The sequence below is a fragment of the Streptomyces sp. ME02-8801-2C genome (assembly GCF_033793965.1).
Lineage (GTDB): Bacteria > Actinomycetota > Actinomycetes > Streptomycetales > Streptomycetaceae > Streptomyces.
In genome coordinates, this window is sequence record NZ_JARAXP010000001.1 from 548,324 (window position 1) to 574,215 (window position 25,892).

Annotated in this window: 21 protein-coding genes and 1 riboswitch; of the genes, 14 read left to right on the plus strand and 7 right to left on the minus strand. The window is 70.5% G+C overall.

Annotation, left to right across the window (positions count from 1 at the left end; all coding sequences use genetic code 11):
• The first annotated feature begins 94 nt into the window (after window positions 1-94).
• Entirely contained in the window at window positions 95-1,216 is a 1,122-nt protein-coding gene (locus tag PV396_RS02435) for a GTP-binding protein (RefSeq protein ID WP_319199893.1), read from the plus strand.
• On the opposite strand, the gene PV396_RS02440 is transcribed toward PV396_RS02435, so the two are convergent.
• Window positions 1,217-3,673, minus strand: coding sequence for a DNA topoisomerase IV subunit A (locus tag PV396_RS02440; protein WP_319199894.1), 2,457 nt, complete (start codon window positions 3,671-3,673; stop codon window positions 1,217-1,219).
• A 310-nt stretch (window positions 3,674-3,983) separates the two neighbouring features.
• Between PV396_RS02440 and PV396_RS02445 the strand changes: the two genes are divergently transcribed.
• The 4 genes from PV396_RS02445 (at window position 3,984) to PV396_RS02460 (ending at window position 8,801) form a co-directional block, all read left to right on the plus strand.
• On the plus strand, window positions 3,984-5,321 hold the full coding sequence (locus PV396_RS02445) for a pitrilysin family protein (protein ID WP_319200627.1): 1,338 nt from the start codon (window positions 3,984-3,986) through the stop codon (window positions 5,319-5,321).
• The gene (locus tag PV396_RS02450) at window positions 5,318-6,706 is read left to right on the plus strand and encodes a pitrilysin family protein (RefSeq protein WP_319199895.1); all 1,389 of its coding nucleotides are present in this window, start codon (window positions 5,318-5,320) and stop codon (window positions 6,704-6,706) included. Before PV396_RS02445 ends, PV396_RS02450 begins: the two co-directional genes overlap by 4 nt.
• A gap of 236 nt (window positions 6,707-6,942) precedes the next feature.
• Window positions 6,943-7,111: riboswitch (cyclic di-AMP (ydaO/yuaA leader) on the plus strand.
• An 11-nt stretch (window positions 7,112-7,122) separates the two neighbouring features.
• Window positions 7,123-7,917, plus strand: a complete 795-nt coding sequence (locus tag PV396_RS02455) for a M23 family metallopeptidase (RefSeq protein WP_319199896.1) — start codon at window positions 7,123-7,125, stop codon at window positions 7,915-7,917.
• 188 nt (window positions 7,918-8,105) lie between these two features.
• Window positions 8,106-8,801 (plus strand): GntR family transcriptional regulator, encoded by a 696-nt coding sequence (locus PV396_RS02460; RefSeq protein WP_319199897.1) that lies wholly within the window; start codon window positions 8,106-8,108, stop codon window positions 8,799-8,801.
• 172 nt (window positions 8,802-8,973) lie between these two features.
• Here PV396_RS02460 and PV396_RS02465 read toward each other — a convergent pair whose 3' ends face one another.
• Window positions 8,974-9,255, minus strand: coding sequence for an HPr family phosphocarrier protein (locus PV396_RS02465; protein ID WP_006379745.1), 282 nt, complete (start codon window positions 9,253-9,255; stop codon window positions 8,974-8,976).
• 178 nt (window positions 9,256-9,433) lie between these two features.
• Between PV396_RS02465 and PV396_RS02470 the strand changes: the two genes are divergently transcribed.
• The 5 genes from PV396_RS02470 to PV396_RS02490 all read left to right on the plus strand — a co-directional run bounded on the left by PV396_RS02470 (window position 9,434) and on the right by PV396_RS02490 (window position 16,399).
• Window positions 9,434-12,253 carry a GNAT family N-acetyltransferase gene (locus PV396_RS02470; protein WP_319199898.1) on the plus strand — a complete coding sequence of 940 codons (2,820 nt, stop codon included), beginning with the start codon at window positions 9,434-9,436 and terminating at the stop codon, window positions 12,251-12,253.
• A gap of 40 nt (window positions 12,254-12,293) precedes the next feature.
• Window positions 12,294-12,881 carry a DUF5998 family protein gene (locus tag PV396_RS02475; protein ID WP_319199899.1) on the plus strand — a complete coding sequence of 196 codons (588 nt, stop codon included), beginning with the start codon at window positions 12,294-12,296 and terminating at the stop codon, window positions 12,879-12,881.
• Window positions 12,881-14,071: an alkaline phosphatase family protein gene (locus PV396_RS02480; RefSeq protein ID WP_319199900.1), complete on the plus strand. Its 1,191-nt coding sequence runs from the start codon at window positions 12,881-12,883 to the stop codon at window positions 14,069-14,071. Before PV396_RS02475 ends, PV396_RS02480 begins: the two co-directional genes overlap by 1 nt.
• 53 nt (window positions 14,072-14,124) lie before the next feature.
• Window positions 14,125-14,775 (plus strand): thymidine kinase, encoded by a 651-nt coding sequence (locus PV396_RS02485; RefSeq protein WP_319199901.1) that lies wholly within the window; start codon window positions 14,125-14,127, stop codon window positions 14,773-14,775.
• 193 nt (window positions 14,776-14,968) lie between these two features.
• On the plus strand, window positions 14,969-16,399 hold the full coding sequence (locus PV396_RS02490; protein ID WP_319199902.1) for a C40 family peptidase: 1,431 nt from the start codon (window positions 14,969-14,971) through the stop codon (window positions 16,397-16,399).
• Between the two features lie 18 nt (window positions 16,400-16,417).
• Here the strand turns inward: PV396_RS02490 and PV396_RS02495 are convergent, their stop codons facing one another.
• Complete coding sequence (locus tag PV396_RS02495) at window positions 16,418-17,221, minus strand: VOC family protein (protein WP_319199903.1); 804 nt, start codon at window positions 17,219-17,221, stop codon at window positions 16,418-16,420.
• Between the two features lie 379 nt (window positions 17,222-17,600).
• Between PV396_RS02495 and PV396_RS02500 the strand changes: the two genes are divergently transcribed.
• Entirely contained in the window at window positions 17,601-18,452 is an 852-nt protein-coding gene (locus PV396_RS02500) for a sulfurtransferase (protein WP_319199904.1), read from the plus strand.
• 100 nt (window positions 18,453-18,552) lie between these two features.
• Here PV396_RS02500 and sepH read toward each other — a convergent pair whose 3' ends face one another.
• The 3 genes from sepH to PV396_RS02515 form a co-directional block, all read right to left on the minus strand.
• Window positions 18,553-19,578: a septation protein SepH gene (sepH, locus tag PV396_RS02505; RefSeq protein WP_319199905.1), complete on the minus strand. Its 1,026-nt coding sequence runs from the start codon at window positions 19,576-19,578 to the stop codon at window positions 18,553-18,555.
• Window positions 19,579-19,984: 406 nt separating this feature from the next.
• Window positions 19,985-21,304 (minus strand): D-arabinono-1,4-lactone oxidase, encoded by a 1,320-nt coding sequence (locus PV396_RS02510; RefSeq protein ID WP_319199906.1) that lies wholly within the window; start codon window positions 21,302-21,304, stop codon window positions 19,985-19,987.
• Window positions 21,264-22,502, minus strand: coding sequence for an MFS transporter (locus PV396_RS02515; protein WP_319199907.1), 1,239 nt, complete (start codon window positions 22,500-22,502; stop codon window positions 21,264-21,266). The genes PV396_RS02510 and PV396_RS02515 overlap by 41 nt, the downstream gene beginning before the upstream one ends.
• Window positions 22,503-22,652: 150 nt before the next feature.
• On the opposite strand from PV396_RS02515, the gene PV396_RS02520 reads away from it, so the two are divergent.
• Both PV396_RS02520 and PV396_RS02525 read left to right on the plus strand, forming a co-directional pair.
• Window positions 22,653-23,780, plus strand: a complete 1,128-nt coding sequence (locus PV396_RS02520) for a ferrochelatase (protein WP_319199908.1) — start codon at window positions 22,653-22,655, stop codon at window positions 23,778-23,780.
• A gap of 8 nt (window positions 23,781-23,788) precedes the next feature.
• Window positions 23,789-24,604, plus strand: a complete 816-nt coding sequence (locus tag PV396_RS02525) for an inositol monophosphatase family protein (RefSeq protein WP_319199909.1) — start codon at window positions 23,789-23,791, stop codon at window positions 24,602-24,604.
• A 72-nt stretch (window positions 24,605-24,676) separates the two neighbouring features.
• Here PV396_RS02525 and PV396_RS02530 read toward each other — a convergent pair whose 3' ends face one another.
• Window positions 24,677-24,850, minus strand: a complete 174-nt coding sequence (locus PV396_RS02530; RefSeq protein WP_199834879.1) for a hypothetical protein — start codon at window positions 24,848-24,850, stop codon at window positions 24,677-24,679.
• Between the two features lie 386 nt (window positions 24,851-25,236).
• Between PV396_RS02530 and PV396_RS02535 the strand changes: the two genes are divergently transcribed.
• Window positions 25,237-25,890 (plus strand): response regulator transcription factor, encoded by a 654-nt coding sequence (locus tag PV396_RS02535; protein WP_006380516.1) that lies wholly within the window; start codon window positions 25,237-25,239, stop codon window positions 25,888-25,890.
• Window positions 25,891-25,892 lie beyond the last annotated feature (2 nt).

Genomic DNA, 25,892 nt, shown 5'->3' on the forward strand with positions numbered 1-25,892 from the left:
ATTTCTCTGGCTCGTATCCTGGGGCGGCATTCGTTCCTCGTACGTGTGCGAGGCCATGAGCCGGTGTGCGCGCCGGCGTGAGAGAGGTCGCAGAGTGAGTCAGCCGAGTCCGAGCCAGAGCCCTCGGCAGATCCCCGTCATCGTCCTCGCCGGCTTCCTCGGTTCCGGCAAGACCACTCTCCTCAACCATCTCCTCCACCGCAGCGGTGGCAGCCGTATCGGCGCCATCGTCAACGACTTCGGCGCCATCGAGATCGACGCGATGGCAGTCGCGGGAGCACTGGGGGACTCCACGGTCTCGCTGGGCAACGGATGTCTGTGCTGCGCTGTTGATGCGAGCGAACTTGATGTCTATCTTGATCGACTCACTCAACCCTCGGCCCGGATCGACGTCATCGTCATCGAGGCCAGCGGGCTCGCCGAACCGCAGGAACTCGTACGGATGATGCTCGCCAGCGAGAACCCCCGGGTCGTGTACGGCGGGCTCGTCGAGGTCGTCGACGCGGTCGAGTTCGACGTCACGCGCGTGAAGCACCCCGAGATCGACCGGCACCTCGCCCTCGCCGATCTCGTCGTCGTCAACAAGGTCGGGCAGGTCGCCGACGGCGGTGAGCGCGTCCTGAGCGCAGTCCACGGGCTGGTCGACCGGGCGGCTGTCGTGTCCGCCGACTACGGGCGCGTCGACCCCGAGTTCCTCTTCGACTGCCGGCCGAGCGAGGAGCGCATCGGTCAGCTGACCTTCGACGACCTGCACGATCACGGCAAGGACGAGGACGAGGACGGTCACGACGAGAACGGCACGGGAGACCATTCAGGGCATTTGCACGCCGCCTACGACAGCCTCTCCTTCATCTCCTCGACGCCCCTCCACCCGCGCCGGCTGATGGACTTCCTCGACAGCCGGCCCGAAGGGCTCTACCGCATCAAGGGGTACGTCGACTTCGGGCCGCACGACCCGCGCAACCGGTACACCGTGCACGCCGTCGGGCGGTTCCTGCGGTTCTACCCGGAGCCCTGGGCCGACGGCGAGGAGCGTCTCAGCCGGCTCGTCCTCATCGGAACCGGCATCCAGCTCCCCACCCTCGGCAAGGACCTGGAGGCCTGCATGGACGACGCCCCACACGCCGACGAGCACAGCATGTGGGGCGTCCTGAGGTACGTACCGGAGCGGAGCCCGGAGGATTCCGAGGAAGCAGGCGGGCCCACTTCGGGCTGACTAGACCGGGCCCGCCACCACACCCACCGTCTTCGGCAGGGACACGCCCGAGCCGTCGCGGCGCGGATCCATCTCGGGGAGCTCCGCCGGGACGCCGTTCCGCTGGGAGGCACGCGCGGGTGCCGGGCCCGCCCAGCCCAGGGACAGACAGTCCTCGCCCTTCAGGAACCGCTGGCAGCGCACGCCGCCGGTGGCACGACCCTTGCGCGGGTACTGGTCGAACGGGGTCAGTTTCGCCGTCGTCTGCACGGAGTCGTCCAGAGTGCCCCGCGAGCCCGCGACCGTGAAGACGACCGCGTCCACCGCCGGGTCCACCGCCGTGAACGAGATGACCTTGGCGCCGTCCGTGAGCTTGATGCCGGCCATACCACCGGCCGGGCGGCCCTGCGGGCGGACGTGGGAAGCCTGGAAACGCAGCAGTTGGGCGTCGTCCGTGATGAAGACGAGGTCCTCCTCGCCGGTGCGCAGCTCGGCGGCGCCCACGATCCGGTCGCCGTCCCTGAGCGTGATGACCTCCAGCTCCTCCTTGTTGGAGGGATAGTCAGGGACCACACGCTTGACGACACCCTGCTCCGTGCCGATCGCGAGGCCCGGGGACGACTCGTCGAGCGTCGTCAGACAGACCACCGTCTCCCCGTCCTCCAGGGAGAGGAACTCCGAAAGGGGGGCGCCACCCGAGAGGTTGGGCGCCGCCATCGTGTCGGGGAGCCGGGGAAGGTCGATGACGTTGATCCGCAGCAGCCGGCCGGCCGAGGTCACCGCACCCACCTCGCCCCGCGCCGTGGCCGGGACCGCGGAGACGATCAGGTCGTGCTTCGCGCGCCGGCCGTCCTCGTCGACCGGGAACGGCTCGCCGTTCGCCGTACGCGCCAGCAGGTCCGTCGAGGACAGCAGGACCCGGCACGGGTCGTCGGCCACCTGGAGCGGGACCGCGGCGGTGGCGGGGGCACCGGCCGACTCCAGCAGGACCGTACGCCGCTCGGTGCCGAACTTCTTGGCCACCGCGGCCAGTTCGGCCGACACCAGCTTGCGGAGCTCCGCGTCCGACTCCAGGATCCGGGTCAGCTCCGCGATCTCGGCGGCCAGCCGGTCCTTCTCGGACTCCAGCTCGATACGGTCGAACCGGGTCAGCCGGCGCAGCGGGGTGTCCAGGATGTACTGCGTCTGGATCTCCGAGAGGGAGAACCGCTCCATCAGGCGTTCCTTCGCCTGCGCGGAGTTGTCACTGGAGCGGATCAGCCGGATGACCTCGTCGATGTCGACGAGCGCGGTGAGCAGGCCCTCGACCAGGTGCAGCCGGTCGCGGCGCTTGCCGCGGCGGAACTCCGAGCGACGCCGTACGACCTCGAAACGGTGGTCGAGATAGACCTCCAGGAGCTCCTTGAGGCCCAGAGTGAGCGGCTGGCCGTCCACCAGCGCCACGTTGTTGATGCCGAAGGACTCCTCCATCGGCGTCAGCTTGTAGAGCTGCTCCAGGACGGCCTCCGGCACGAAGCCGTTCTTGATCTCGATGACCAGACGCAGACCGTGACTGCGGTCGGTGAGGTCCTTGACGTCGGCGATGCCCTGGAGCTTCTTCGAGCCGACCAGGTCCTTGATCTTGGCGATCACCTTCTCCGGGCCGACCGTGAACGGCAGTTCGGTGACGACCAGGCCCATCCGGCGTGCCGTCACGTTCTCCACCGACACGGTCGCACGGATCTTGAACGTGCCGCGGCCCGTCTCGTACGCGTCCCTGATCCCGGCGAGACCGACAATCCGGCCGCCGGTGGGCAGGTCGGGCCCCGGAACGTGCCGCATCAGGGTGTCGAGGTCGGCGTTCGGGTAGCGGATGAGATGGCGGGCGGCCGAGATGACCTCGCCGAGGTTGTGCGGCGGCATGTTCGTGGCCATCCCGACGGCGATGCCCGACGCGCCGTTCACCAGCAGGTTCGGGAAGGCGGCGGGCAGCGCCACCGGTTCCTGTTCCTGCCCGTCGTAGTTGGGGGCGAAGTCGACCGTGTCCTCGTCGATGGACTCCGTCATCAGGGAAGTCGCGTCGGCCATCCGGCACTCGGTGTAACGCATGGCGGCCGGTGGGTCGTCGTTGCCCAGCGAACCGAAGTTGCCATGGCCGTCGACCAGTGGCACGCGCATGGAGAACGGCTGGGCGAGACGCACCAGGGCGTCGTAGATCGACGAGTCGCCGTGTGGGTGCAGCTTGCCCATGACCTCGCCGACGACCCGGGCGCACTTCACATAGCCGCGGTCCGGGCGCAGGCCCATCTCGTTCATCTGGTAGACGATGCGGCGGTGTACGGGCTTGAGACCGTCGCGGGCGTCGGGCAGGGCCCGGGAGTAGATGACCGAGTACGCGTACTCGAGGAAGGAGCCCTGCATCTCGTCGACGACGTCAATGTCGAGGATCCGCTCCTCGAAGTCATCGGGCGGCGGGGTCTTCGTGCTGCGGCGGGCCATCGCTGCCGGCTCCTTCTGTTTCCTGGTCGTTCGCTTACACGGCGCTTAGATCGGTGACATGAACGGCATCTGATGCGGACCATTGTGGACTGCCGCACTGACAACGTGGACCAAGGGCCGTCCCTGAGGCGGTGCTGGGCTGTGGACGACGATGCTGAAACGTACCGCCTGCCGCCTCACGAATCTCGCTGTAGGCGTACGTCCGCCGGGAACTTCGCCAGCACTCCACACGCTTGCATACAGTGGCAGGACCGGCAGGAAAACAGCGGTTGCAACAACCGCATCCGCGATCGAAGGGACGTACATGCCCATGGGTCACACGGCCACAGCCGAGGCAGGCTCCGGCGGCCTGACAGCTACAGAGCACCGCCTCGCCAACGGGCTGCGCGTGGTGCTCTCCGAGGACCACCTGACCCCGGTCGCGGCGGTGTGCCTCTGGTACGACGTCGGATCGCGCCACGAGGTCAAGGGCCGTACGGGCCTTGCTCACCTCTTCGAGCACCTGATGTTCCAGGGCTCCGGCCAGGTGAAGGGCAACGGCCACTTCGAACTGGTCCAGGGCGCGGGCGGCTCGCTCAACGGCACCACCAGCTTCGAGCGCACCAACTACTTCGAGACCATGCCCACCCACCAGCTGGAGCTCGCCCTCTGGCTGGAGGCGGACCGCATGGGCTCGCTGCTCGCGGCCCTCGACGACGAGTCCATGGAGAACCAGCGGGACGTCGTGAAGAACGAGCGCCGGCAGCGCTACGACAACGTCCCCTACGGGACGGCGTTCGAGAAGCTGACCGCCCTCGCCTACCCGGAGGGCCACCCCTACCACCACACGCCGATCGGCTCGATGGCCGACCTGGACGCGGCGACCCTGGAGGACGCGCGCGCGTTCTTCCGCACGTACTACGCGCCCAACAACGCCGTTCTGTCGGTCGTCGGGGACATCGATCCCGAGGAGACCCTCGCCTGGGTCGAGAAGTACTTCGGATCCATCGCCGGACATGACGGCAAGCCCGCGCCGCGCTCCGGCGCCCTTCCCGACGCCATCGGCGAAGAACTGCGCGAGGTCGTCGTGGAGGAGGTTCCCTCGCGCGCGTTGATGGCCGCCTACCGGCTCCCGGAGGACGGCACGCGCGCGTGCGACGCGGCCGACCTGGCGCTCACCATCCTCGGCGGCGGAGAGTCCTCCCGTCTCTACAACCGGCTCGTACGGCGGGACCGTACGGCGGTGGCGGCCGGGTTCGGCCTGCTGCGGCTGGCCGGAGCACCCTCCTTGGGGTGGCTGGACGTCAAGACGTCCGCGGACGTCGAGGTGCCGGTCATCGAGGCCGCCGTGGACGAGGAGCTCGCCCGGTTCGCCGCCGACGGCCCCACGGCCGAGGAAATGGAGCGCGCTCAGGCCCAGTTGGAGCGCGAGTGGCTGGACCGGCTCGGTACGGTCGCGGGCCGCGCCGACGAACTGTGCCGCTTCGCGGTGCTGTTCGGCGACCCGCAGCTCGCGCTGACCGCTGTGCAGCGCGTGCTCGAGGTGACGGCCGAGGAGGTCCAGCAGGCCGCCAAGGAGCGACTGCGCCCCGACAACCGCGCGGTGCTCGTCTACGAGCCCCTGAGCGCCGACAGCGACACCGACACCGACGAGGAGGCGGCCAAGTGACCGAGCTCGCCACGATGGAGTTCCACCCCCAGCCCCAGGCGGGCGAGGCCAAGCCCTGGGCCTTCCCGGCCCCCGGGCGGGACACGCTCGGCAACGGTCTGACGGTCCTGCGGTGCCATCGCCCCGGCCAGCAGGTCGTCGCCGTCGAGGTGCTCGTCGACGCCCCCCTGGAGGCCGAGCCCGCCGGTCTCGACGGAGTGGCCACGATCATGGCCCGGGCCTTCTCCGAAGGCACCGACAAGCACTCCGCCGAGGACTTCGCCGCCGAACTGGAGCGCTGCGGCGCCACCCTCGACGCGCACGCCGACCACCCCGGCGTCCGCCTCAGCCTCGAAGTCCCCGTGTCGCGACTGCCCAAGGCGCTCGGTCTGCTGGCCGACGCCCTCAGGGCGCCCGCCTTCACGGACAGCGAGATCGAGCGGCTGGTGCGCAACCGGCTCGACGAGATCCCGCACGAGACGGCCAACCCGGCCCGCCGCTCCGCCAAGCAGCTGTACAAGGAGCTGTTCCCGGCGGCCTCACGCATGTCGCGTCCGCGCCAGGGCACCGAGGACACGGTCGCCAAGATCGACTCGGCGGCCGTACGCGCCTTCTACGACAGCCACGTCCGGCCCGCCACGGCCACCGCGGTGGTCGTCGGCGACCTCACCGGCATCGACTTGGACGCGCTCCTCGGCGACACCCTGGGCGCCTGGACGGGCACTTCGGCCGAGCCGCGGCCGGTGCCGCCGGTGACCGCCGACGACACCGGCCGGGTCGTCATCGTGGACCGCCCGGGCGCCGTGCAGACCCAGCTGCTCATCGGCCGCATCGGCGCCGACCGGCACGACCGGGTCTGGTCCGCCCAGGTCCTCGGCACGTACTGCCTCGGTGGCACCCTCACCTCCCGTCTGGACCGTGTCCTGCGCGAGGAGAAGGGCTACACCTACGGCGTGCGGGCGTTCGGTCAGGTCCTCCGCTCCGCTCCGGACGGTACGGGTGCCGCGCTGCTCGCCATCAGCGGCTCCTTCGACACCCCGAACACCGGTCCCGCCCTCGAGGACCTCTGGAAGGTGCTGCGCACGCTCGCGGCCGAGGGGCTCACCGACGCCGAGCGTGATGTCGCGGTGCAGAACCTGGTCGGCGTCGCCCCGCTCAAGTACGAGACCGCGGCGGCCGTGGCGAGCACCCTGGCCGACCAGGTCGAGCAGCACCTGCCCGACGACTACCAGGCGACGCTGTACCGCCAGCTCGCGGCGACCGGCACCGTGGAAGCCACCGCGGCGGCCGTCAACGCCTTCCCGGTCGACCGGCTGGTGACGGTCCTCGTGGGCGACGCGGCGGAGATCGAGGCGCCCGTCAGGGCTCTCGGCATCGGCGAAGTGAGCGTCGTACCCGCCGAGTAGAGACACCGTCCGCAGAGGCGTCGTAGACGTCGTAGACGGCAGGGGCCCGGTGACGGAAGCGTCACCGGGCCCCTGTTTGTCCATGTTGATGCGCAAGTTGCCCGTATTGATGGAGAGGTTGACAGTCTGCACTGTGGCATGTGCGACAAAACCCGTGATCGGTTTGTTATTTGAAAGTAGTCGCGCTTAGCGTCTGTCCGGCTGTCCGTCACGCAGTGCGCCGCAGTCGCGGCACCGGACAGTCATCGCCGAGTCCCCGTACGGCGCGAGCCAGGGGAGCCGGGGACCCACGTTGTGCAGTCCCTGGGGTGAATCGGACGCCCGCGCGTGCCGCGAGGGAGCCCGTAGGAGACCTTCCTGCTCCGAACCCGTCAGCTAACCCGGTAGGCGAGAAGGAGGAAAGGAACAACCACTACATGGCGTTCACCCGCGCCACCGGGAAGCACCGTCGTCCCAGCCGCCCCAGCCTTGTCAACCGTACGACCGCTCGCGCGGCCAGCGTCGCGGCCCTCGCGACCACCGGCGTCGTGGGCGCCCTCGCCGCCCCGGCACTCGCCACGGAGTCCGCCGTCGAGCAGACCGGGCTCACCCCGGTGATCTCCATCGGTGAGTCGCTCGCCGAGCAGATAGACGCTCAGGCCGCCGCCCAGGAGCAGGCAGCCGAACAGGCCGCCGCCGAGAAGCGGATCGAGGCCGCGGAGAAGCGGGCCGCGGCCGCCGCCAAGAAGCTGGCCGAGGAACGCGTCAAGCAGGAGCGCGAGGTGAAGGCCCGCGCCGCCCGTGAGGCCGAGCGCAAGCGCCTCAACGCCTTCGTCGCCCCGATCTCCGGCTCGTACATCTCCACCGGCTACAAGGCGGGCGGCGCCGTCTGGTCCTCCGGCAGCCACACCGGCGTCGACTTCCACGCCGCGTCCGGCACCACAGTCCACGCGGTGGGCTCCGGCACGGTCGTCGAGGCCGGCTGGGGCGGGTCCTACGGCAACAACATCGTGATCAAGATGATTGATGGTACGTACACTCAGTACGGTCACCTGTCCTCCATCAATGTCTCCGTCGGCCAGACGGTCACCCCGGGCCAGCAGATCGGCCTCTCCGGGGCCACCGGCAACGTCACCGGTGCTCATCTTCACTTCGAGGCCCGCACGACCCCGGAGTACGGCTCGGACATCAACCCGGTCGCCTACCTCCGCTCGCACGGCGTGAACGTCTGACACCTCTTCGCATCACTCGTCGTGGCCCCGGCTCCTCCAGCCGGGGCTTTCGGCGTTTCGGGGTGTCCTGTGTCCAAAAAATATCCACGGATTCCGGCCTGCCGTCGGAAATTCCGGTTCTCTGCAATAGAGTCACTGAACACACGTCAATCGTCGACGTTTCACGGGGATTAAAGCGGAGGTCGGACATGCGTATTCCGGCGCACTCGGTATGCACGGCGATCCGGGACGACATCGTCGCCGGTGTCTACGAGCGCGGCAGCCGGCTCACCGAGGAACTGCTCGCCCGCCGGTACGGCGTCTCGCGCGTCCCCGTCCGCGAGGCCCTGCGCACCCTGGAGGCCGAGGGCTTCGTGGTGACCCGGCGGCACGCGGGCGCGTGCGTCGCGGAACCCACTGAGCAGGAGGCCTCCGACCTGCTGGAGATGCGCATGCTCCTGGAACCGCTGGGCGCCTCCCGGGCCGCCCAGCGGCGCACCGAGGCCCATCTCAAGGTGCTGCGCGGCCTGGTCAGACTCGGCCAGGAGCGGGCCAGAAGGGGCAACAGCGAGGATCTGCGCTCCTTGGGGGGCTGGTTCCACGAGACGCTCACCCAGTCCTCCGGCAGCCATGCCCTGGCCTCGACGCTCACCCAGCTGCGGCACAAGATCGCCTGGATGTACGCGGTGGAGGCACCGCCCAACCCCGTCGAGTCCTGGGCGGAGCACGGGGCGATCGTGGACGCGGTGGCGCGCGGCGACGGCGAGCGCGCGCGGGCGGTCACGGCACTGCACACCGAGCGGGCGACCCTCGCGCACCGGCTGCGCTTTCCGGGCGACGGGGACCGTCCGGATCGTGTGAGGACTTCGCAACATCCCGTAAACATGATGGGCCTGCGTCATTAACACGGGCGCCGTATACAAAGAGGGTTGAATTCGCGGGGGATTATTTCTGCTGCCCGTGACCGGGAATTACGAAGGGTCCGCCCGATATTCGGGCGGGCCCTTCGACGTGTGCGGGTGGTGCATTTCGGGTGACGTTCGCCGCCACCGTCGACCGAGGACCCCGCAGGGTTCCTCAGACCGTTTCGGGAAGTTCCTCGAGTCCCTCGGCCACCAGCTTCGCCAGACGGTCGAGCGCCGCGTCGGCGCCCTCCGCCTCGGAGGCGAGGACGATCTCCTCGCCGCCCTGGGCACCCAGGCCGAGGACCGCCAGCATGGAGGCCGCGTTGACGGGATTGCCGTCGGCCTTGGCGATCGTCATGGGGACGCCGGCGGCCGTGGCCGCACGGACGAAGATGGAGGCGGGGCGGGCGTGGAGGCCCTCCGCCCAGCCGACGTTGACGCGGCGCTCAGCCATGTGATGCTGCCCTTCACTGTCTCAGGGTTGTCTAGACCATTGTTCCATAGCGTGAAGCGTGCCGGGAAGCGGGCACTGACCCGTCCCGGAACCGCGTTCGAACCCCGGCCTGGGCCCGACTTCGGTCCCCACAGACTGCCCTGCGACGTTGTCGGACGCGAGCCGTACTCTGGGGCGCATGCAGAACTCGTCGGACCGGCACGAGTACCCCGCCCACTGGGAGGCGGACGTCGTCCTGCGCGACGGCGGCACCGCCCGCATCCGCCCCATCACCGTGGACGACGCCGACCGGCTGGTCAGCTTCTACGAACAGGTTTCGGACGAGTCGAAGTACTACCGCTTCTTCGCGCCGTATCCGCGTCTGTCCGCCAAGGACGTCCACCGCTTCACCCACCACGACTTCGTGGACCGGGTGGGGCTCGCGGCCACGGTCGGCGGCGAGTTCATCGCCACCGTACGCTATGACCGGATTGATGCCGACGGACTGCCCGCCTCCGGTCCCGCCAACGAGGCCGAGGTCGCTTTCCTGGTGCAGGACGCGCACCAGGGCCGGGGCGTCGCCTCCGCCCTCCTCGAGCACATCGGTGCTGTCGCCCGGGAGCGCGGGATCCGCCGCTTCGCCGCCGAGGTGCTGCCGGCCAACACCAAGATGATCAAGGTGTTCACGGACGCCGGCTACACCCAGAAGCGCAGCTTCGAGGACGGTGTCGTACGCCTGGAGTTCGACCTGGAGCCCACCGACCGTTCGCTCGCCGTGCAACGCGCGCGTGAGCAGCGGGCTGAGGCGCGCTCCGTACGGCGTCTGCTCGTCCCGGGCGCCGTGGCCGTCGTCGGCGTGGGCCGCGCCCCCGGAGGTGTCGGCCGCAGCGTCCTCGACCACATCAGGGACGCCGGTTTCACCGGTGACCTGTACGCGGTCAACAGCGCCTTCCCGGCGGACCAGAAGGACATCGACGGAGTACCGGCCCACCGGTCGGTGCGCGACATCGCGGGCCCCGTGGACCTGGCCGTCGTCGCCGTTCCGGCCGCGCACGTCCCCGATGTCGTCACCGAGTGCGGTGAGCACGGCGTGCAGGGGCTCGTCGTGGTCTCCGCCGGGTACGCGGAGAGCGGCCCGGAGGGACGCGAGCGACAGCGTGAACTCGTACGGCACGCGCGTACGTACGGGATGCGCATCATCGGCCCCAACGCCTTCGGCGTCATCAACACGGCTGAGGACGTCCGGCTGAACGCGTCACTCGCCCCGGAGATGCCGAGGCCCGGCCGGATCGGCCTGTTCGCGCAGTCCGGTGCCATCGGGATCGCGCTACTGTCCCGGCTGCACCGGCGCGGCGGAGGCGTCACCGGCGTCACCGGTGTGTCCACCTTCGTCTCGTCCGGCAACCGGGCCGACGTGTCCGGCAACGACGTACTCCAGTACTGGTACGACGACCCGGACACCGATGTCGTCCTCATGTACCTCGAATCCATCGGCAACCCGCGCAAGTTCACGCGCCTCGCTCGGCGCACGGCGGCGGCGAAGCCCCTGGTGGTCGTGCAGGGGGCGCGGCACAGCGGCGCCGCTCCCCAGGGCCACGCCGTACGGGCCACGCGGCTGTCGCACGCGACGGTGTCCGCACTGCTGCGCCAGGCCGGGGTGATCCGGGTGGACACGATCACCGAACTGGTCGACGCGGGGCTGCTGCTGGCCCGCCAGCCGCTGCCCGCCGGGCCCCGGGTGGCGATCCTCGGCAACTCGGAGTCGCTCGGACTGCTGACGTACGACGCGTGTCTGTCCGAGGGACTGCGGCCGTCGGCCCCGCTGGACCTGACCACGGGGGCCTCGCCGGAGGACTTCCACCGGGCGTTGGCCCAGGCGCTGGCGAGCGACACCTGCGACGCGGTCGTCGTCACCGCGATCCCCACCGTCGGGGAGGCCGGCGCCCGGGACGCCGCCCTGGCCGAGGCGCTGCGGTCGGCCGCGGCCGAGGTGCCCGGGAAGCCGGTGCTGGTGGTTCACGTCGAGCTGGGCGGGCTGGCGGAGGCCCTGTCGGCCGCGGCCAGCACCGCGCCGCATGCGAGGCAGTCGTCCCCCGCGCCGGCGTCGCAGGCCCCGGCGTCCGCGCCCGTACCCACCGCCGCCCCCGGCTCCGGCTCGCGTCTGATCCCCGCCTACCCCGCGGCCGAGCGTGCCGTGCGGGCCCTCGGGGAAGCCGTGAAGTACGCCCAGTGGCGGCGGGAGGCCGCCGAGCCCGGCAAGGTCCCCGGCTACGAGGACATCGACGAGAAGGCGGCCGCCGACCTGATCGGCGGGCTCCTCGCGCGCGGACAGGGGCTCACCCTCGGTACGGACGAGACGTGCGAGCTCCTCGGGACCTACGGCATCCCGGTGCGCGGCGCCCTGCCCGCCCCGAGCCCCGACGAGGCCGTGACCGCCGCGCGGAACATCGGTTACCCCGTCGCCCTCAAGGCCACCGCCCCGCACCTGCGACACCGCGCCGACCTGGGCGGCGTACGCCTGGACCTCGCGGACGAGGAGCAACTGCGGCGGGCGTACGCCGAACTGACCGGCCTCTTCGGCAGCCCGGACGAGGTACGGCCCGTCGTCCAGGGGATGGCACCGCGGGGAGTCGACACCGTCGTACGGGCGGTGATCGACCCGGCGGCCGGCGCGGTGCTCTCCTTCGGGCTCGCCGGGCCCGCCTCCCAGCTGCTCGGGGACACCGCGCACCGGCTGATACCGGTCACCGACCGCGACGCGTCCTCGCTGATCCGGTCGATCCGCACGGCACCGATCCTCTTCGGCTGGCGCGGCTCCGCACCGGTCGACACCGGGGCGCTGGAGGAGCTGCTGCTCAGGGTGTCGCGGCTCGTCGACGACCATCCCGAGGTCATCGCGGTCTCCCTGGAGCCGGTGGTCGTCGCGCAGCACGGCCTGAGCGTCCTCGGGGCGTCGGTGCGGCTGGCGCCGCCGCCCGTGCGCGACGACCTGGGCCCCCGGACACTTCCTGTGTACTGAGCGGTGCCTCGCAGTCAGTGTGCCCCCGTAGGATGGGCACATGGCCAAGACCAGTACGTCGACCCAGGGGCTGCGAGCGGCGATCGAGCGCAGCGGCTACTACCCGGCCCTCGTGGCCGAGGCGGTGGAGGCCGCGATCGGCGGCGACTCCATCCGGTCGTACCTGGTCCACCAGGAGACGACATTCGACGCGAACGAGGTGCGTCGGCACGTGACCGTGCTCGTCCTCACGGGCAACCGTTTCATTGTCAGCCACACCGACGAGCAGGCCGAGGACACGACGTCCCCGACGCCGTACGCCACCACGTCCACGGAGTCCGTGAAGCTGGGCCGGATCTCGTCCGTCGTCGTCAGCAGGGTTGTCGCCAACCCGGAGTCGTACACGCCGGGCACACTGCCCCGCGAGGTCGTCCTGACCATCGGCTGGGGAGCCGTCTCCCGCATCGACCTGGAGCCTGCAGCCTGCGGCGACCCCAATTGCGAGGCGGACCACGGCTACACGGGCAACTCGACGGCCGACGACCTGAGCCTGCGCGTCAGCGAGGCGGGTGACGGCCCGGAGACGGTCCGGCAGGCCCTCGTCTTCGCGCAGGCCCTCTCGGAAGCGACCGCGGACGTCACGCGCTGATGTCCCACCCGACCACCTGGGACCACCCGGAGCCGCTGGCCGTCTCCTCCGCCCCCGTCCCGCACTACGGCACGGGCTCGCTCGCCGACCTGCTGCCCACCCTGGCCGCCGGGATGGACGTACCGGACATGTCCCGGGCGATCCCGGAGCTGGAACCCGCCGACCGGAACTGCGTGTTCCTGATCGACGGCCTGGGCTGGGAGCAGCTCCGGGACCACCCGGACGAGGCCCCTTTCATGAGCTCGCTCATGAGCAGCTCGCGCGGTGGCACGGGGCGGCCGATCACCACCGGCTACCCGGCGACCACCGCGACCTCCCTCGCCTCCGTCGGCACCGGGCTGCCTCCCGGCGCACATGGTCTGCCCGGTTACACCGTGCGCGATCCGGCCACCGGCCAGCTGATGAACCAGCTGCGCTGGCAGCCGTGGACGGACCCGCGCGCGTGGCAGCCCTATCCCACGGTCTTCCAACTGGCCGACCGGGCGGGTGTGCACACCGCCCAGGTCTCCTCACCGACCTTCGAGAACACCCCGCTGACGAAGATCGCGCTCAGTGGCGGAACGTTCCGGGGGAAGCTCACCGGCGAGGACCGCATGGACCTCGCGGCGGAGCAACTGGCCGCCGGTGACCGCTCGTTGGTCTACACGTACTACGCCGAGGTGGACGGCAAGGGGCACCGCTTCGGGGTCGACTCGGACGCCTGGCGCGGTCAGCTCATGTACGTCGACCGGCTCGTCCAGCGACTGGCGGAGCAACTCCCGCCACGCGCCGCGCTGTATGTCACCGCGGACCACGGCATGATCGACATCCCGTTCGACGAGCAGCACCGCATCGACTTCGACGAGGACTGGGAACTGCGCGCCGGAGTCGCCCTGTTGGGCGGCGAGGGCCGGGCACGGCACGTGTACGCCGTGCCGGGCGCCGAGGCCGACGTACTGACCTGCTGGCGTGAGGTGCTCGGCGAGCAGTTCTGGGTGGCCTCGCGGGAAGAGGCGATCGCGGCGGGCTGGTTCGGACCGACGGTCGACGAACGCGTGTACGCGCGGATAGGCGATGTGGTCGCGGCGGCCCGGGACGACGTCCTGATCGTCGCCTCGGAGCGGGAGCCGAGGGAGTCGGCGATGGTCGGCAACCACGGTTCGATGACCCCTGCGGAACAACTGGTCCCGCTCCTGCAAGTACGCTCCTGAGGCCCGTCCCGCCCCGACAGTCCCGTCTCTCGCCGAAAGGTGCTCAACCTCCCATGCCCGAGCTGGTGTTCTTCTCCGGAACGATGGACTGCGGGAAGTCGACGCTGGCACTCCAGATCGGGCACAACCGGTCGGCCCGGGGTCTGCAGGGCGTGATCTTCACCCGCGACGACCGGGCGGGGGAGGGCAAGCTCTCCTCCCGGCTCGGTCTGGTGACGGAGGCCGTCGAGGCGGCCGTGGGCATGGATCTGCACGCCTACCTGGTGGACCAGATGTCCAGGGGCGGCAAGGTCGACTATGTGATCGTGGACGAGGCGCAGTTCCTCGCGCCCGACCAGATCGACCAGTTGGCGCGGGTGGTGGACGACCTGGGGCTGGACGTCTTCGCGTTCGGCATCACCACCGACTTCCGTACGAAGCTCTTCCCGGGCTCCCAGCGGCTGATCGAGCTGGCCGACCGGATAGAGACCCTTCAGGTCGAGGCGATGTGCTGGTGCGGGGCGCGGGCCACGCACAACGCCCGCACGGTCGGGGGCGTGATGGTCGTGGAGGGCGAGCAGGTCGTCGTCGGTGATGTGAACCGCCCGGCTGCGGACATCGGCTACGAGGTGCTGTGCCGACGCCACCACCGGCGCCGTATGACGAGCGCCTCCGCGCACGCCTCCGTCATCTCCCCGGACGTCCTGCCGGTCAATTCGGCTTGATCGTGCTTGCCGGGCGCTCTTTCCGGCCGTTCTGGATACGATGAAGGTCACAATAACGTATCGGGCATTTCGCGCTTCAACCTTCACCTGAAGCACACAAGTTGGCTAAGTTGACCTCCGAACAACTTCCCGAACCTGCCGTACATACCTGACGGTTGGCCGGGAGGACGTACACGGAAGGAGCTCGTCCCGCATGGCGCCGGAACGAACCCGAGATGATGGGCCGAGCCGTGAGGAGGTCCAGCAGCGGATCAACAGCCTCTACGACCAGGCCGAAAGCTTCACCGGGACCTTCAACGCCACCCGCGCGATGAGGCTCGGGATACGCAAGCGCGTCAAACCGGTGCCCGACACCGCGCGCAGGCGCTCCGATCCCGCACTCGACGAGGTCGCCCGTCCCTGGTTCGACGTGGGCCGCGCCCAACTCGGCCCGACCGTGCCGGCGGTGCTGCCGCCGGACAGGAGACCGGCCCGCGCGCCGGAGGCCCGGCCCGCGCGACCCGCCGCTCCTCCCGCCGAGCCGACCGCCCGTCCCCTGCCGGAGTTGACCGCAGCACTGCCCACCGGGCCGACGGCCACGCCGCAACCCGGGCCCATGGCCGCGCTGCCGCCCGCGCCGGTCGCCGCGCTGTCCGCCGCACCCACGACCGTCCTGCCCGCTGTGCCCGCACCTCGGCAGGAGGCCCAGGGGGGCCTGAACGCGCCTTCGACCGAGCCCAGTTGGTTCCCGACGGCTACCCAGAGCGCCACCCCGTTCCCGGCGACCGGCGCGCTGCCCGCCGAGGACACCTGGCGCCTCCCCGACTCCGTGGACCAGGCTCGCCCCCAGCCCGCCGAGGAATGGCAGTTGCCCCAGTCGGTCGGCCGGAGCGCGGACCCGTCCCTCGACGCGGGGACGCCCCTCTACGCGGGCACACTGCGTGACGGTGACTACGCCCTAGTCACCGAACTCCCCCTCGTCACCGAACCGTTCCCGGTCGCCGACCCGTTCCCCGTCACGGAGACGGCCTACGGCACGCAGACACCGCCCCACGGCATTCAGACGTCGTACGCCACCGAGACGTCGTACGCCACCGAGGCGTCGTACGCCACCGAGACGTCGTACGCCACCGAGGCGTCGTACGGAACCCACACACCGCCCCACGGGACGCAGACGTCCTACGGCACGGGCACGCACTACTTCGGCGCCGACGCGTTCACCGCTCCCGGGGCCGGCGCGAGCATCGGCAACGGCATCGCGTTCGTCGTGGACTCCGGCGCGAAGGCCGCGAAGGCGGTCGCCTTCGCCCGTGCGCAGATCGGCAGGCCGTGTGTCTGGGGCGCGGCCGGGCCGGGGTCGTACGACAACTCCGGTCTCATCCAGGCCGCATGGAAGGCCGCCGGCGTTTCGCTCCCGCGTGCCGTGCACGAGCAGGCGAGCGCCGGCATGGCGATCAACGTCGCCGACATCCTGCCCGGTGACCTGGTGTTCTTCCACGGCGACGCGGGCCATGTCGGCCATGTGGGCATCTTCGTCGGCGACGGAATGATGATGCACGCGCCGAGCCCGGGAGCGCGGGTGCGCGAGGACTCGATCTTCGCCGCCGGCGAGGCCGCGATCCACAGCGTCCTGCGTCCCGCGTAAAGGCCCTCCGGGGGGCCGTCAGTGGGCCCCCTGGATCAGCGAGAACAGCGCCCCTTCCGGGTCCGTCACCGTCGCCACACGGCCGTGCTCGCTGTCGTGCGGCGGTTTGACGACATGGCCGCCCAGGTCCACCAGGCGGGCGGCGGCCGTGTCCGTGTCGGCGACCTCGAAGTACGTCATCCAATGCGGGCCCCGGCCGCGGGGCAGGAAGTTGCCCACGCCGTGGACACCGGCGACGGGACGCCCCTCGACGTGCAGCGTGACGTAGTCGAAGTCCGCCGACACCACGGGCTCCTCCTCGTAGCCGAAGACGGTCCTGTAGAACTTGGTGACGCTCGACGAGTCGCGGGTCACCAACTCGTTCCAGGCGGGCGTGCCGGGGACTCCGGTGATGCCCGTGCCCAGGTGGGCGGCGGTCTGCCAGATGCCGAACACCGCCCCCATCGGGTCGGAGGCGATCGCCAGCCGGCCGGCGTCGGCCGCGTCCAGGGGGCCCACCCCCACGGTGCCGCCCGAGTGCCGGATCATCCCCGCGGTGAGGTCCACGTCGTCCGAGGCGAGGTAGGGCGTCCAGGCGACGGGAAGGTGGCGGTCCGGCGGCAGCTGGCCGATGCCGGCCACCTCATGGCCGTCCAGCAGGGCCCGTACGTACCAACCGAGCTGCTGGGGCCCCAGCTCGAACTCCCAGCCGAACAACTCCCCGTAGAAATCCTGGGTCGCTGTCACCTCGTGCACCATCAGACTCACCCAGCAGGGTGTACCGGGCGCGTGCCGGGCATGTGTTTCGCTGCTCCGGCCGGCCGACTCCCGTGCCTCGGTCATCGTCACTCTCTCCTCGACCCCTCGCGGTGGCCGTGTCACTTCCGCTGTCCGCCCCGTCGGCGGATCTGCCGCACGCCGTTCGTGGGGCGTGCTCCGTTGCGTACGTCGGTGTGCCGTGCCGCGGTGTCGTGTGCACGGACGCTCCGTGCCGATGCTCGCACCACCCGCGGTACCGCGCCCCCGGGCCGCGCCGACCCCGCACGTCCTCGTCCGAGGGTGCCCGAACCGTCGCCACCCGCCGATTTCCGGGCGATCGCCGCGGACTGTCCATCGGTCGTACAGCACGTGCCCGATCCCGTACGCCACGTGATCGGACCTGTCCGGCGGGAGAGTAGCCCGAGCGGGCCGTCGCGGCCACCCCGTGCGCAAGGATGGAGCCATGAACACCATCATCTCCGCACCCGAACTAGTGAACGAGTTGGCCGGTTCTCGACCGCCGGTTCTCCTCGACGTCCGCTGGCAGCTCAGCATGCCCGCCGCGGGCGGCGCGGCGCCCTTCGACGGGCGTGCCGAGTACGCGTCCGGGCACCTCCCCGGCGCGGTGTTCGTCGACCTGGACCGGGAACTGGCCTCGGCGTCGGGACCGGCCGGCCGGCATCCGCTGCCCGACCCCGAGGTGTTCGGCGCAGCCATGCGCCGGGCGGGCGTCTCGGCCGGCGTCCCGGTCGTCGTGTACGACGGCGGGCAGGGCTGGGCGGCGGCCCGCGCCTGGTGGTTGCTGCGCTGGACGGGTCACCCGGACGTGCGGGTCCTCGACGGCGGGTTGCCGTCCTGGGAGGGGGTGCTCGACACGGACGTACCCGCGCCCGCCGAGGGCGACTTCACGCCGGTGCCGGGCGCTGTCGAGCTGCTCGACGCGGACGGGGCCGCCGCGCTGGCCCGCTCCGGGCTGCTGCTCGACGCGCGCGCGGGGGAGCGTTACCGGGGCGAGGTCGAGCCCATCGACCGGGTCGGCGGGCACATCCCGGGCGCTGTCTCGGCGCCCACGAACGAGAACGTGGGGGCGGACGGACGCTTCCTGCCCTCGGACGAACTGGCAGCCCGGTTCAAGACCCTGGGCGCGGCGGACACCACCGCGGTGGGCGTGTACTGCGGATCGGGTGTCTCGGGCGCCCACGAGGTCCTGGCCCTGGCGGTCGCGGGGATCCCGGCCGCGCTGTACGTCGGCTCCTGGTCGGAGTGGTCGGGGGACCCGGCACGGCCGGTGGCCGTCGGCCCGGATCCGCAGTAGCTCGGCAACTCCGCGCCCCCGTTCGCCCGAACGGGGGCGCGGGGAACCGCGCGACCAGCCCCCACCGGCCCGCAGCAAACGAGCTGCCTGACCGGCGGAGCTACTCCTTGTTCTTCCGGCGCGTGCCGAACACGATCTCGTCCCAGCTCGGTACCGCCGCTCTACGGCCGGGACGGACACCGTCCGCCTCGGCCTGGCGGTCGGTGGCGCCGACCAGCCGGTCGCGGTGGGCGCCGACCGAACGGGGCATGAGCACGTCCGCGTACGCGGAACCGGCCGAGGCCGCGGGAGCCGGAGGCTCCTCCACCTCGGTCTCGGGTACCGGGTCCTCCGGGGCTTCCGTGGAGGTGGCGCGTTCCGGCACGACCATGTCGCCGCGGAAACTCGGTACCGCTTCCAGAAGGCTCGTCAGCGAGTCACGTTCGCTCGCGCTCACGCCTTCCTCGGACAGCTCTGCCGACGGCGCGGGCGGGACCGGACGGTCCAGCGGGCGGTCGCGCGGCAGCCGGGCGATACGCGGTACGAACGGGAAACTGGGCTCGGGCGCCGCGAGGTCGTCCGACTCGCCGATCAGCGAGCGGGCCTCGTCGTCGACAGCCTGTACGAGCCGCCGGGGCGGGTCGTACGTCCAGCTCGCCGAGTGGGGTTCGCCGGCCACCAGGTAGACCAGCAGGACTTCCCAGGTGCCGTCGTCGCGGCGCCAGGAGTCCCACTGGACGGTGTCCTTCTCGGCGCCACGGATCAACAGCCGCTCCTGCACGGCCTCGCCGAGCTGAGGACCGGCGTTCTCGCCGGGCCGACGGACCGGAGTCTTCCGGGCCCGCTCGGCCATGAAGGCTCGCTCGGCCAGCACGGGGCCCTCGAAGCGACGCACGCGGTCGACCGGAATCCCGGCGAGCTGCGCCACTTCTTCCGCGGACGCGCCGGCACGTATACGTGCCTGGATGTCGCGGGGGCGGAGATGACTCTCCACCTCGATCTCGATCTGGCCGAGGCGGGGACGGTCGCCGCGAACGGCGGCGCGCAGACGCTCATCGATCGGAAGCGTGTACTCCGTGCTGTCCGCAGCCTTCAGCACCAGCCGTGTGCCGTCGTTAGAGACGGCCACGACACGCAGTTCGGGCATGGGGACCTCCCGGGTGGTGCCTGCCGACGTCACGTGCGTCGCTGCTTCCGCTAGTCGAGTGTGGCCTGCCCGGGTGCAGCCTGCCACAACCTTGCCGAGTTGCCCGGCGTGTCGGGCAGGGGCCCGAGATCGCCGTTATGCCACGGTTATCTATTCGCAACGCTAAGTGACAAACTCCGTCACCCTGTGCAACGAGCCCCCTCTTGGCGATCCTGGAAGGCCCCGGACGCCCAGGCGGGAGACCGGACCCAGGGCTCGCAACAGTACTCCATTTGGGCCACGTGCGTGGATTGGCACGCCACCCAATTCCTGCCGGGGAGTGCGAGTTGGCCGTTCTCCCGCCGGTTCCGTGACCTCGGACGCAGCGCAGTTCGCGTAAACGTCGGAAACGGAACCAATTGCTTCGCTAGGCGCCGAGAACCCGCCGCAAGTAGTCATTTTGGAACAGGCGTTGAGGGTCGAGCTTGTCCCGCAGTGCGGTGAACTCCCCGAAGCGGGGGTAGACACCGGCGAAGTACTCCGCGTCCCGTGTGTGCACCTTGCCCCAGTGCGGGCGTCCCTCGTGCGCCGTGAAGATGCGCTCGGCCGCGGTGAAGTACGCCTGGTAGGGCGTCCCGCGGAACATGTGGACCGCGACATAGGCGCTGTCGCGGCCCGAGGCCGTCGAGAGCGCGATGTCGTCCGCGGGGGCCGTACGCACCTCCACGGGGAAGCTGATCCGCATGTCCGACCGGTCGACCATCGCCTTGAGTTCGCGCAGCGTCTCCACCAGGGCCTCGCGCGGAACGGCGTACTCCATCTCCACGAAGCGCACCCGGCGAGGCGATGTGTAGACCTTGTACGGGATGTCGGTGTAGGTCCGCGCGGACAGGGCCTTGCTGGAGATCTGGGCGATCGTCGGGATCGTGGCGGGTACCGTGCGGCCGACCAACTGGGCCACCTGGAAGACGCCGTTGGAGAGGAACTCGTCCTCGATCCAGCCGCTGATCGGGCTGACCGGCTTCTCTGGCCCCGCGCTGCGGTTGTTGCGCTTGGTGTTGGTGTTGCCGGTGTGCGGGAACCAGTAGAACTCGAAGTGCTCGTTCTCCGCCCAGAGTTCGTCGAAGGTGCTGGTGACCTTGTCGAAACTCATCGGCTCCTCGCGGGCGGTGAGCAGGAAGAGGGGCTCCACGGCGAACGTGATCGCGGTGATGATCCCGAGGGCGCCGATGCCCACGCGGGCCGCCGCGAAGACCTCCGGGTTCTCCTTCTCGGAGCAGACGAGCACCGAACCGTCCGCCGTCACCAGCTCGAGCCCCCTGATCTGGGCGGCGATCGAACCCGACTCGCGGCCGGTGCCGTGCGTGCCCGTGCTCGTGGCCCCCGAGACCGTCTGCTCCATGATGTCGCCCATGTTCGTGAGCGACAGGCCCTCACGCGCGAGAGCCCTGTTGAGTCTCTTGAGGGGGGTTCCCGCCTCGACCGTGACCGTCATGTTGTCGCGGTCAATATTGCGGATGCCGGTCAACAGTTGAGGGCGGATCAGCACCCCGTCGGTGGCCGCGGCCGCGGTGAAGGAGTGCCCGGTGCCGACGGCCTTCACCCTGAGGCCCTCGGCGGCTGCCGCCCGCACGGCCGCGGACAGTTCCTCCACGGAAGCGGGCGTGACCTCCCGGACGGGCCGGGCGACGACGTTGCCCGCCCAGTTACGCCACGTGCCGCTCTTGCCGCTCACTGTGCTGCTCAACGGTGCCTCCCCGACGCGGAGCCGGTCTCTTCAGCCGGCGGTACCCGAGGAAACCGACCGCGACCGCGACGGCCCCGGACGCCACCGGAACCCCGTACCCGGCGCTCGCACCGGCGGCGTCGATCACCCAGCCGGACACGGAGGAGCCGAGCGCGACACCGACCGCGAGCCCGGTGCTCACCCAGGTCATGCCTTCGGTCAGTTGCGCGCGTGGTACGTGCTGCTCGATGAGGGACATCGTCGTGATCATCGTGGGAGCGATGGACAGACCCGCAACGAACAGCGCCACGGCCAGAAACGGCAAGTTTCCGACCAGTAGGAACGGGATCATACTCACGGCCATCGCACATATGCCCAGTAGCCATCGGCGTTCCGGGGCTCCCGACAGGTGCAGCAGCCCGAACACGGCTCCCGCGACGCAGGAGCCCGCCGCGTAAAGGGCCAGCACGACGCTCGCGGCGCCCTTGTGACCCCGTTCCTCGGCGAAGGCGACGGTGACCACGTCGACGGCGCCGAAGATCGCCCCGGTCGCCGCGAAAGTGGTCACCAGGACCTGGAGACCGGGGGAGCGCAACGCCGAACCGCTCCTGTCCCGCGCGCGGGGATGCGCCTTCGGCTCGGTCCCGCGCTGGGACGTCAGCCAGAAGACGCCGACCGCCAGAAAACAGGCGGCGAGCAGCGGACCCGCCTCCGGGAACCACGCCGTGGACAGTCCGATCGAGATGATCGGCCCGAAGATGAAGCAGACCTCGTCCATCACGGACTCGAAGGAGTACGCGGTGTGCAGTCGCGGAGTGTCCCGGTAGAGGGCCGCCCAGCGTGCCCGGGTCATCGCGCCGACGCTCGGGACACAGCCGATGCCGGCGCTGCACACGAACAGCACCCAGTCCGGCCACGCGAAGTGCGCCGCGAGCAGCAGCCCCGCCGAAGCGAGCAGCGCGCAGAGTGTCGCGGGGCGCAGCACGCGGCGCTGCCCGTACTGGTCGACCAGACGCGATATCTGCGGGCCCGCCGACGCGGCGGCGAGAGCGATGGTCGCGGCGAGGGCGCCCGCGAGCCCGTAGCGGCCGGTGAGCTGGGAGATCATCGTGACCACACCGATGCCCATCATCGACATCGGCATCCGGCCGAGCAGCCCCGCGGCGGTGAAGCCCTTGGAGCCGGGGGCGGCGAACAGGGCGCGGTAGGGGCTGGGCACTGCGGTCTCCGGTCGATCCGGTGAGAAGTGTCTGACACGCGAGTAAGGCGTGCAGTAGGCCGATACAGCTTACTGACCAGGTGAACCCGACGCACCCGCGGGGGCAGGCCGGGATCCCGGCTGTCAGAGGGGGGTGGCAGGATCGGAACCATGCCAGATGCGCTCGACGCCACCCCCTACGACGCCCTGCTCCTGCTCTCCTTCGGCGGCCCCGAGGGCCCGGACGACGTGGTCCCGTTCCTCGAGAACGTGACCCGTGGGCGGGGCATCCCCAAGGAACGCCTCAAGGAAGTCGGACAGCACTACTTCCTGTTCGGCGGGGTCAGCCCGATCAACGACCAGAACCGCGCCCTCCTGGACGCCCTGCGCAAGGACTTCGCGGACCACGGTCTCGACCTGCCCGTCTACTGGGGCAACCGCAACTGGGCCCCGTACCTGACCGACACGCTGCGCGAGATGGTCCAGGACGGCAGACGCCGCATCCTTGTCCTCGCCACCAGCGCGTATGCCTCGTACTCGGGCTGCCGCCAGTACCGCGAGAACCTCGCGGACTCCCTGGCCGTCCTGGAGAACGAGGGCCTCGACCTGCCCGAGGTCGACAAGCTGCGGCACTACTTCAACCACCCCGGCTTCCTGGAGCCCATGATCGAGGGCGTGCTCACCTCCCTCGCCGAGCTCCCCGAGGACGTCAGGACCGGGGCGCACCTCGCCTTCTCGACCCACTCCATCCCGACCGCGTCCGCCGACACCTCAGGGCCGGTCGAGGACCACGGCGACGGCGGGGCGTACGTGAAGCAGCACCTGGACACCGCGCGGCTGATCGCGGACGCCGTGCGCGAGCGGACCGGTGTCGACCATCCCTGGCGGCTCGTCTACCAGTCGCGTTCCGGAGCCCCGCACATCCCGTGGCTGGAGCCCGACATCTGCGACCACCTCGAGGAGCTGCACGGCGCCGCTGTGCCGGCGGTCGTGATCGCGCCGATCGGGTTCGTGTCGGACCACATGGAGGTCCTGTACGACCTCGACACGGAGGCCAGGGCGAAGGCGGCCGAACTGGGCCTGCCCATGCGCCGCTCCGCGACCGTGGGAGCCGACCCGCGCTTCGCCGCCGCGATCCGCGAACTCGTCCTGGAGCGTGCCGCCACCGAGAGCGGGCAGGAGATCACGCCGTGCGCCCTGGGCGCGCTCGGCGCGACCCGGGACCTCTGCCCCGTGGGCTGCTGCCCATCCCGTGCCCCCAGGCCCGCCGCCGCGGGCGCCGACAGCCCGTACGCGTGAGGACTCCTGTGAGCGACCCCCTGCTGCCCGAACTCCTCCGGCTCGCCCAGGAGGCGGCCCGCCGGGCCGGTGAGCTGCTGCGGGACGGCCGGCCGGCCGATCTCACGGTCGCCGCCACCAAGTCCAGCCCCATCGACGTCGTCACCGAGATGGACATCGCGGCGGAGAAGCTGATCACCGACGTGATCTCCAGCCATCGCCCGGACGACGGCTTCCTCGGCGAGGAGGGTGCGGCGAGCGAGGGCAGCAGCGGTATCCGCTGGGTCGTCGACCCGCTCGACGGCACGGTCAACTACCTTTACGGGCTGCCTACTTGGTCCGTCTCCATCGCGGCCGAGCGGGACGGCGAGCGGATCGTCGGCGTGGTCGCGGCGCCGATGCGCGGTGAGACGTACCACGCGGTGCTCGGCGGGGGAGCGTGGGCCAGCGGCGCGTGGGAGGGCGAGCGCCGGCTCGCCGTCCGCCCGGCCCCGCCCCTGGACCAGGCCCTGGTGTCGACGGGCTTCAACTATGTCGCCGAGGTCAAGGCCCACCAGGCCGAGGTGGCCCGGCGGCTGATCCCGCTGTTGCGCGACATCCGACGAGGCGGCTCGGCGGCGGTCGACCTGTGCGATGTGGCGGCGGGCCGCCTGGACGGCTACTACGAGCGGGGCCTCAACGCGTGGGACGTCGCCGCGGGCGACCTGATCGCGCGTGAGGCGGGTGCGCTGACCGGTGGACGCCCCGGAGAGCGCCCCTCACGCGACCTGACGGTCGCTGGCACCCCGGGCGTCTTCGAACCCCTCCAACACCTCCTGGAGGACTTCGGAGCCTGGCACGACTGAGCGAACCAAAAAAGGGGGAAGCCCCGGCACTGGATCGATGCCGGGGTCCCCTTTTTCTTTTTTGCGGGCTGATCAGACGCTTGCCGCGCCGACCTCCACACCGTGTTCGGCGGCGAGGCGGCGCAGGTCGTCGAGCTCGGCCTGTTCCACCTCGACGAGGAAGTCGTCGCCGTCGTCTCGAGCCCGCGTCAGGTCGGTCTCGGTCGCCCTTATGCGCTGCAGAAGTCCTGCGGTGAATGCGTCCATGCTGCGCCCCCTCGTCCTGGGTCGTGGGTCGATGGCACGGGGGTGTGCCGTTCGGAAGGGGCGATCACGTCTCCAACTGGGTGCCCAGCGCTGCCCTGCTGGGCGGCGACGGTGCCGGACACCCACGCCCGCTCTGCGGAAGCGGATCGGCGTACCACTAGGTGTCATGGCACACGCAGAGCGTGATCGCGGGGTGTAAAACCGTCCTCCCCCCGCTCCGTCCGAGGGAAACCTCAACCCGCCGAGAATTCTTCCCGCCTCCGTCGCCGGGGCCTCTTACAACCGGTTTACGGGCGAAAGCGGCAGGATGGTGGCCTGACCACACGAACAGTTTCCGCCAACGTGCCGTCCCGGCTCGCGGGCGAACCCGAGGAAGGACCAACGACGTGCGCGTACTCGTCGTCGAGGACGAGCAACTGCTCGCCGATGCGGTGGCCACCGGACTGCGCCGGGAGGCCATGGCCGTCGACGTCGTGTACGACGGTGCGGCGGCCCTGGAGCGCATCGGCGTCAACGACTACGACGTGGTCGTCCTCGACCGGGACCTCCCGCTCGTGCACGGCGACGACGTCTGCCGCAAGATCGTCGAACTCGGCATGCCCACGCGCGTGCTGATGCTCACCGCCTCCGGAGACGTCAGCGACCGGGTCGAGGGGCTGGAGATCGGCGCGGACGACTACCTCCCCAAACCCTTCGCCTTCAGCGAGCTGACGGCACGTGTGCGTGCCCTCGGCCGCCGTACGAGCCTGCCCCTGCCGCCCGTCCTGGAGCGTGCCGGGATCAAGCTCGACCCGAATCGTCGCGAGGTCTTCCGCGACGGTAAGGAGGTCCAGCTGGCTCCCAAGGAGTTCGCCGTCCTGGAGGTGCTGCTGCGCAGCGAGGGCGCGGTCGTCTCCGCCGAACAGCTCCTCGAGAAGGCCTGGGACGAGAACACCGACCCCTTCACCAATGTCGTACGGGTGACCGTGATGACCCTGCGCCGCAAGCTGGGCGAGCCTCCTGTGATCGTCACCGTGCCGGGTTCCGGCTACCGGATCTGATG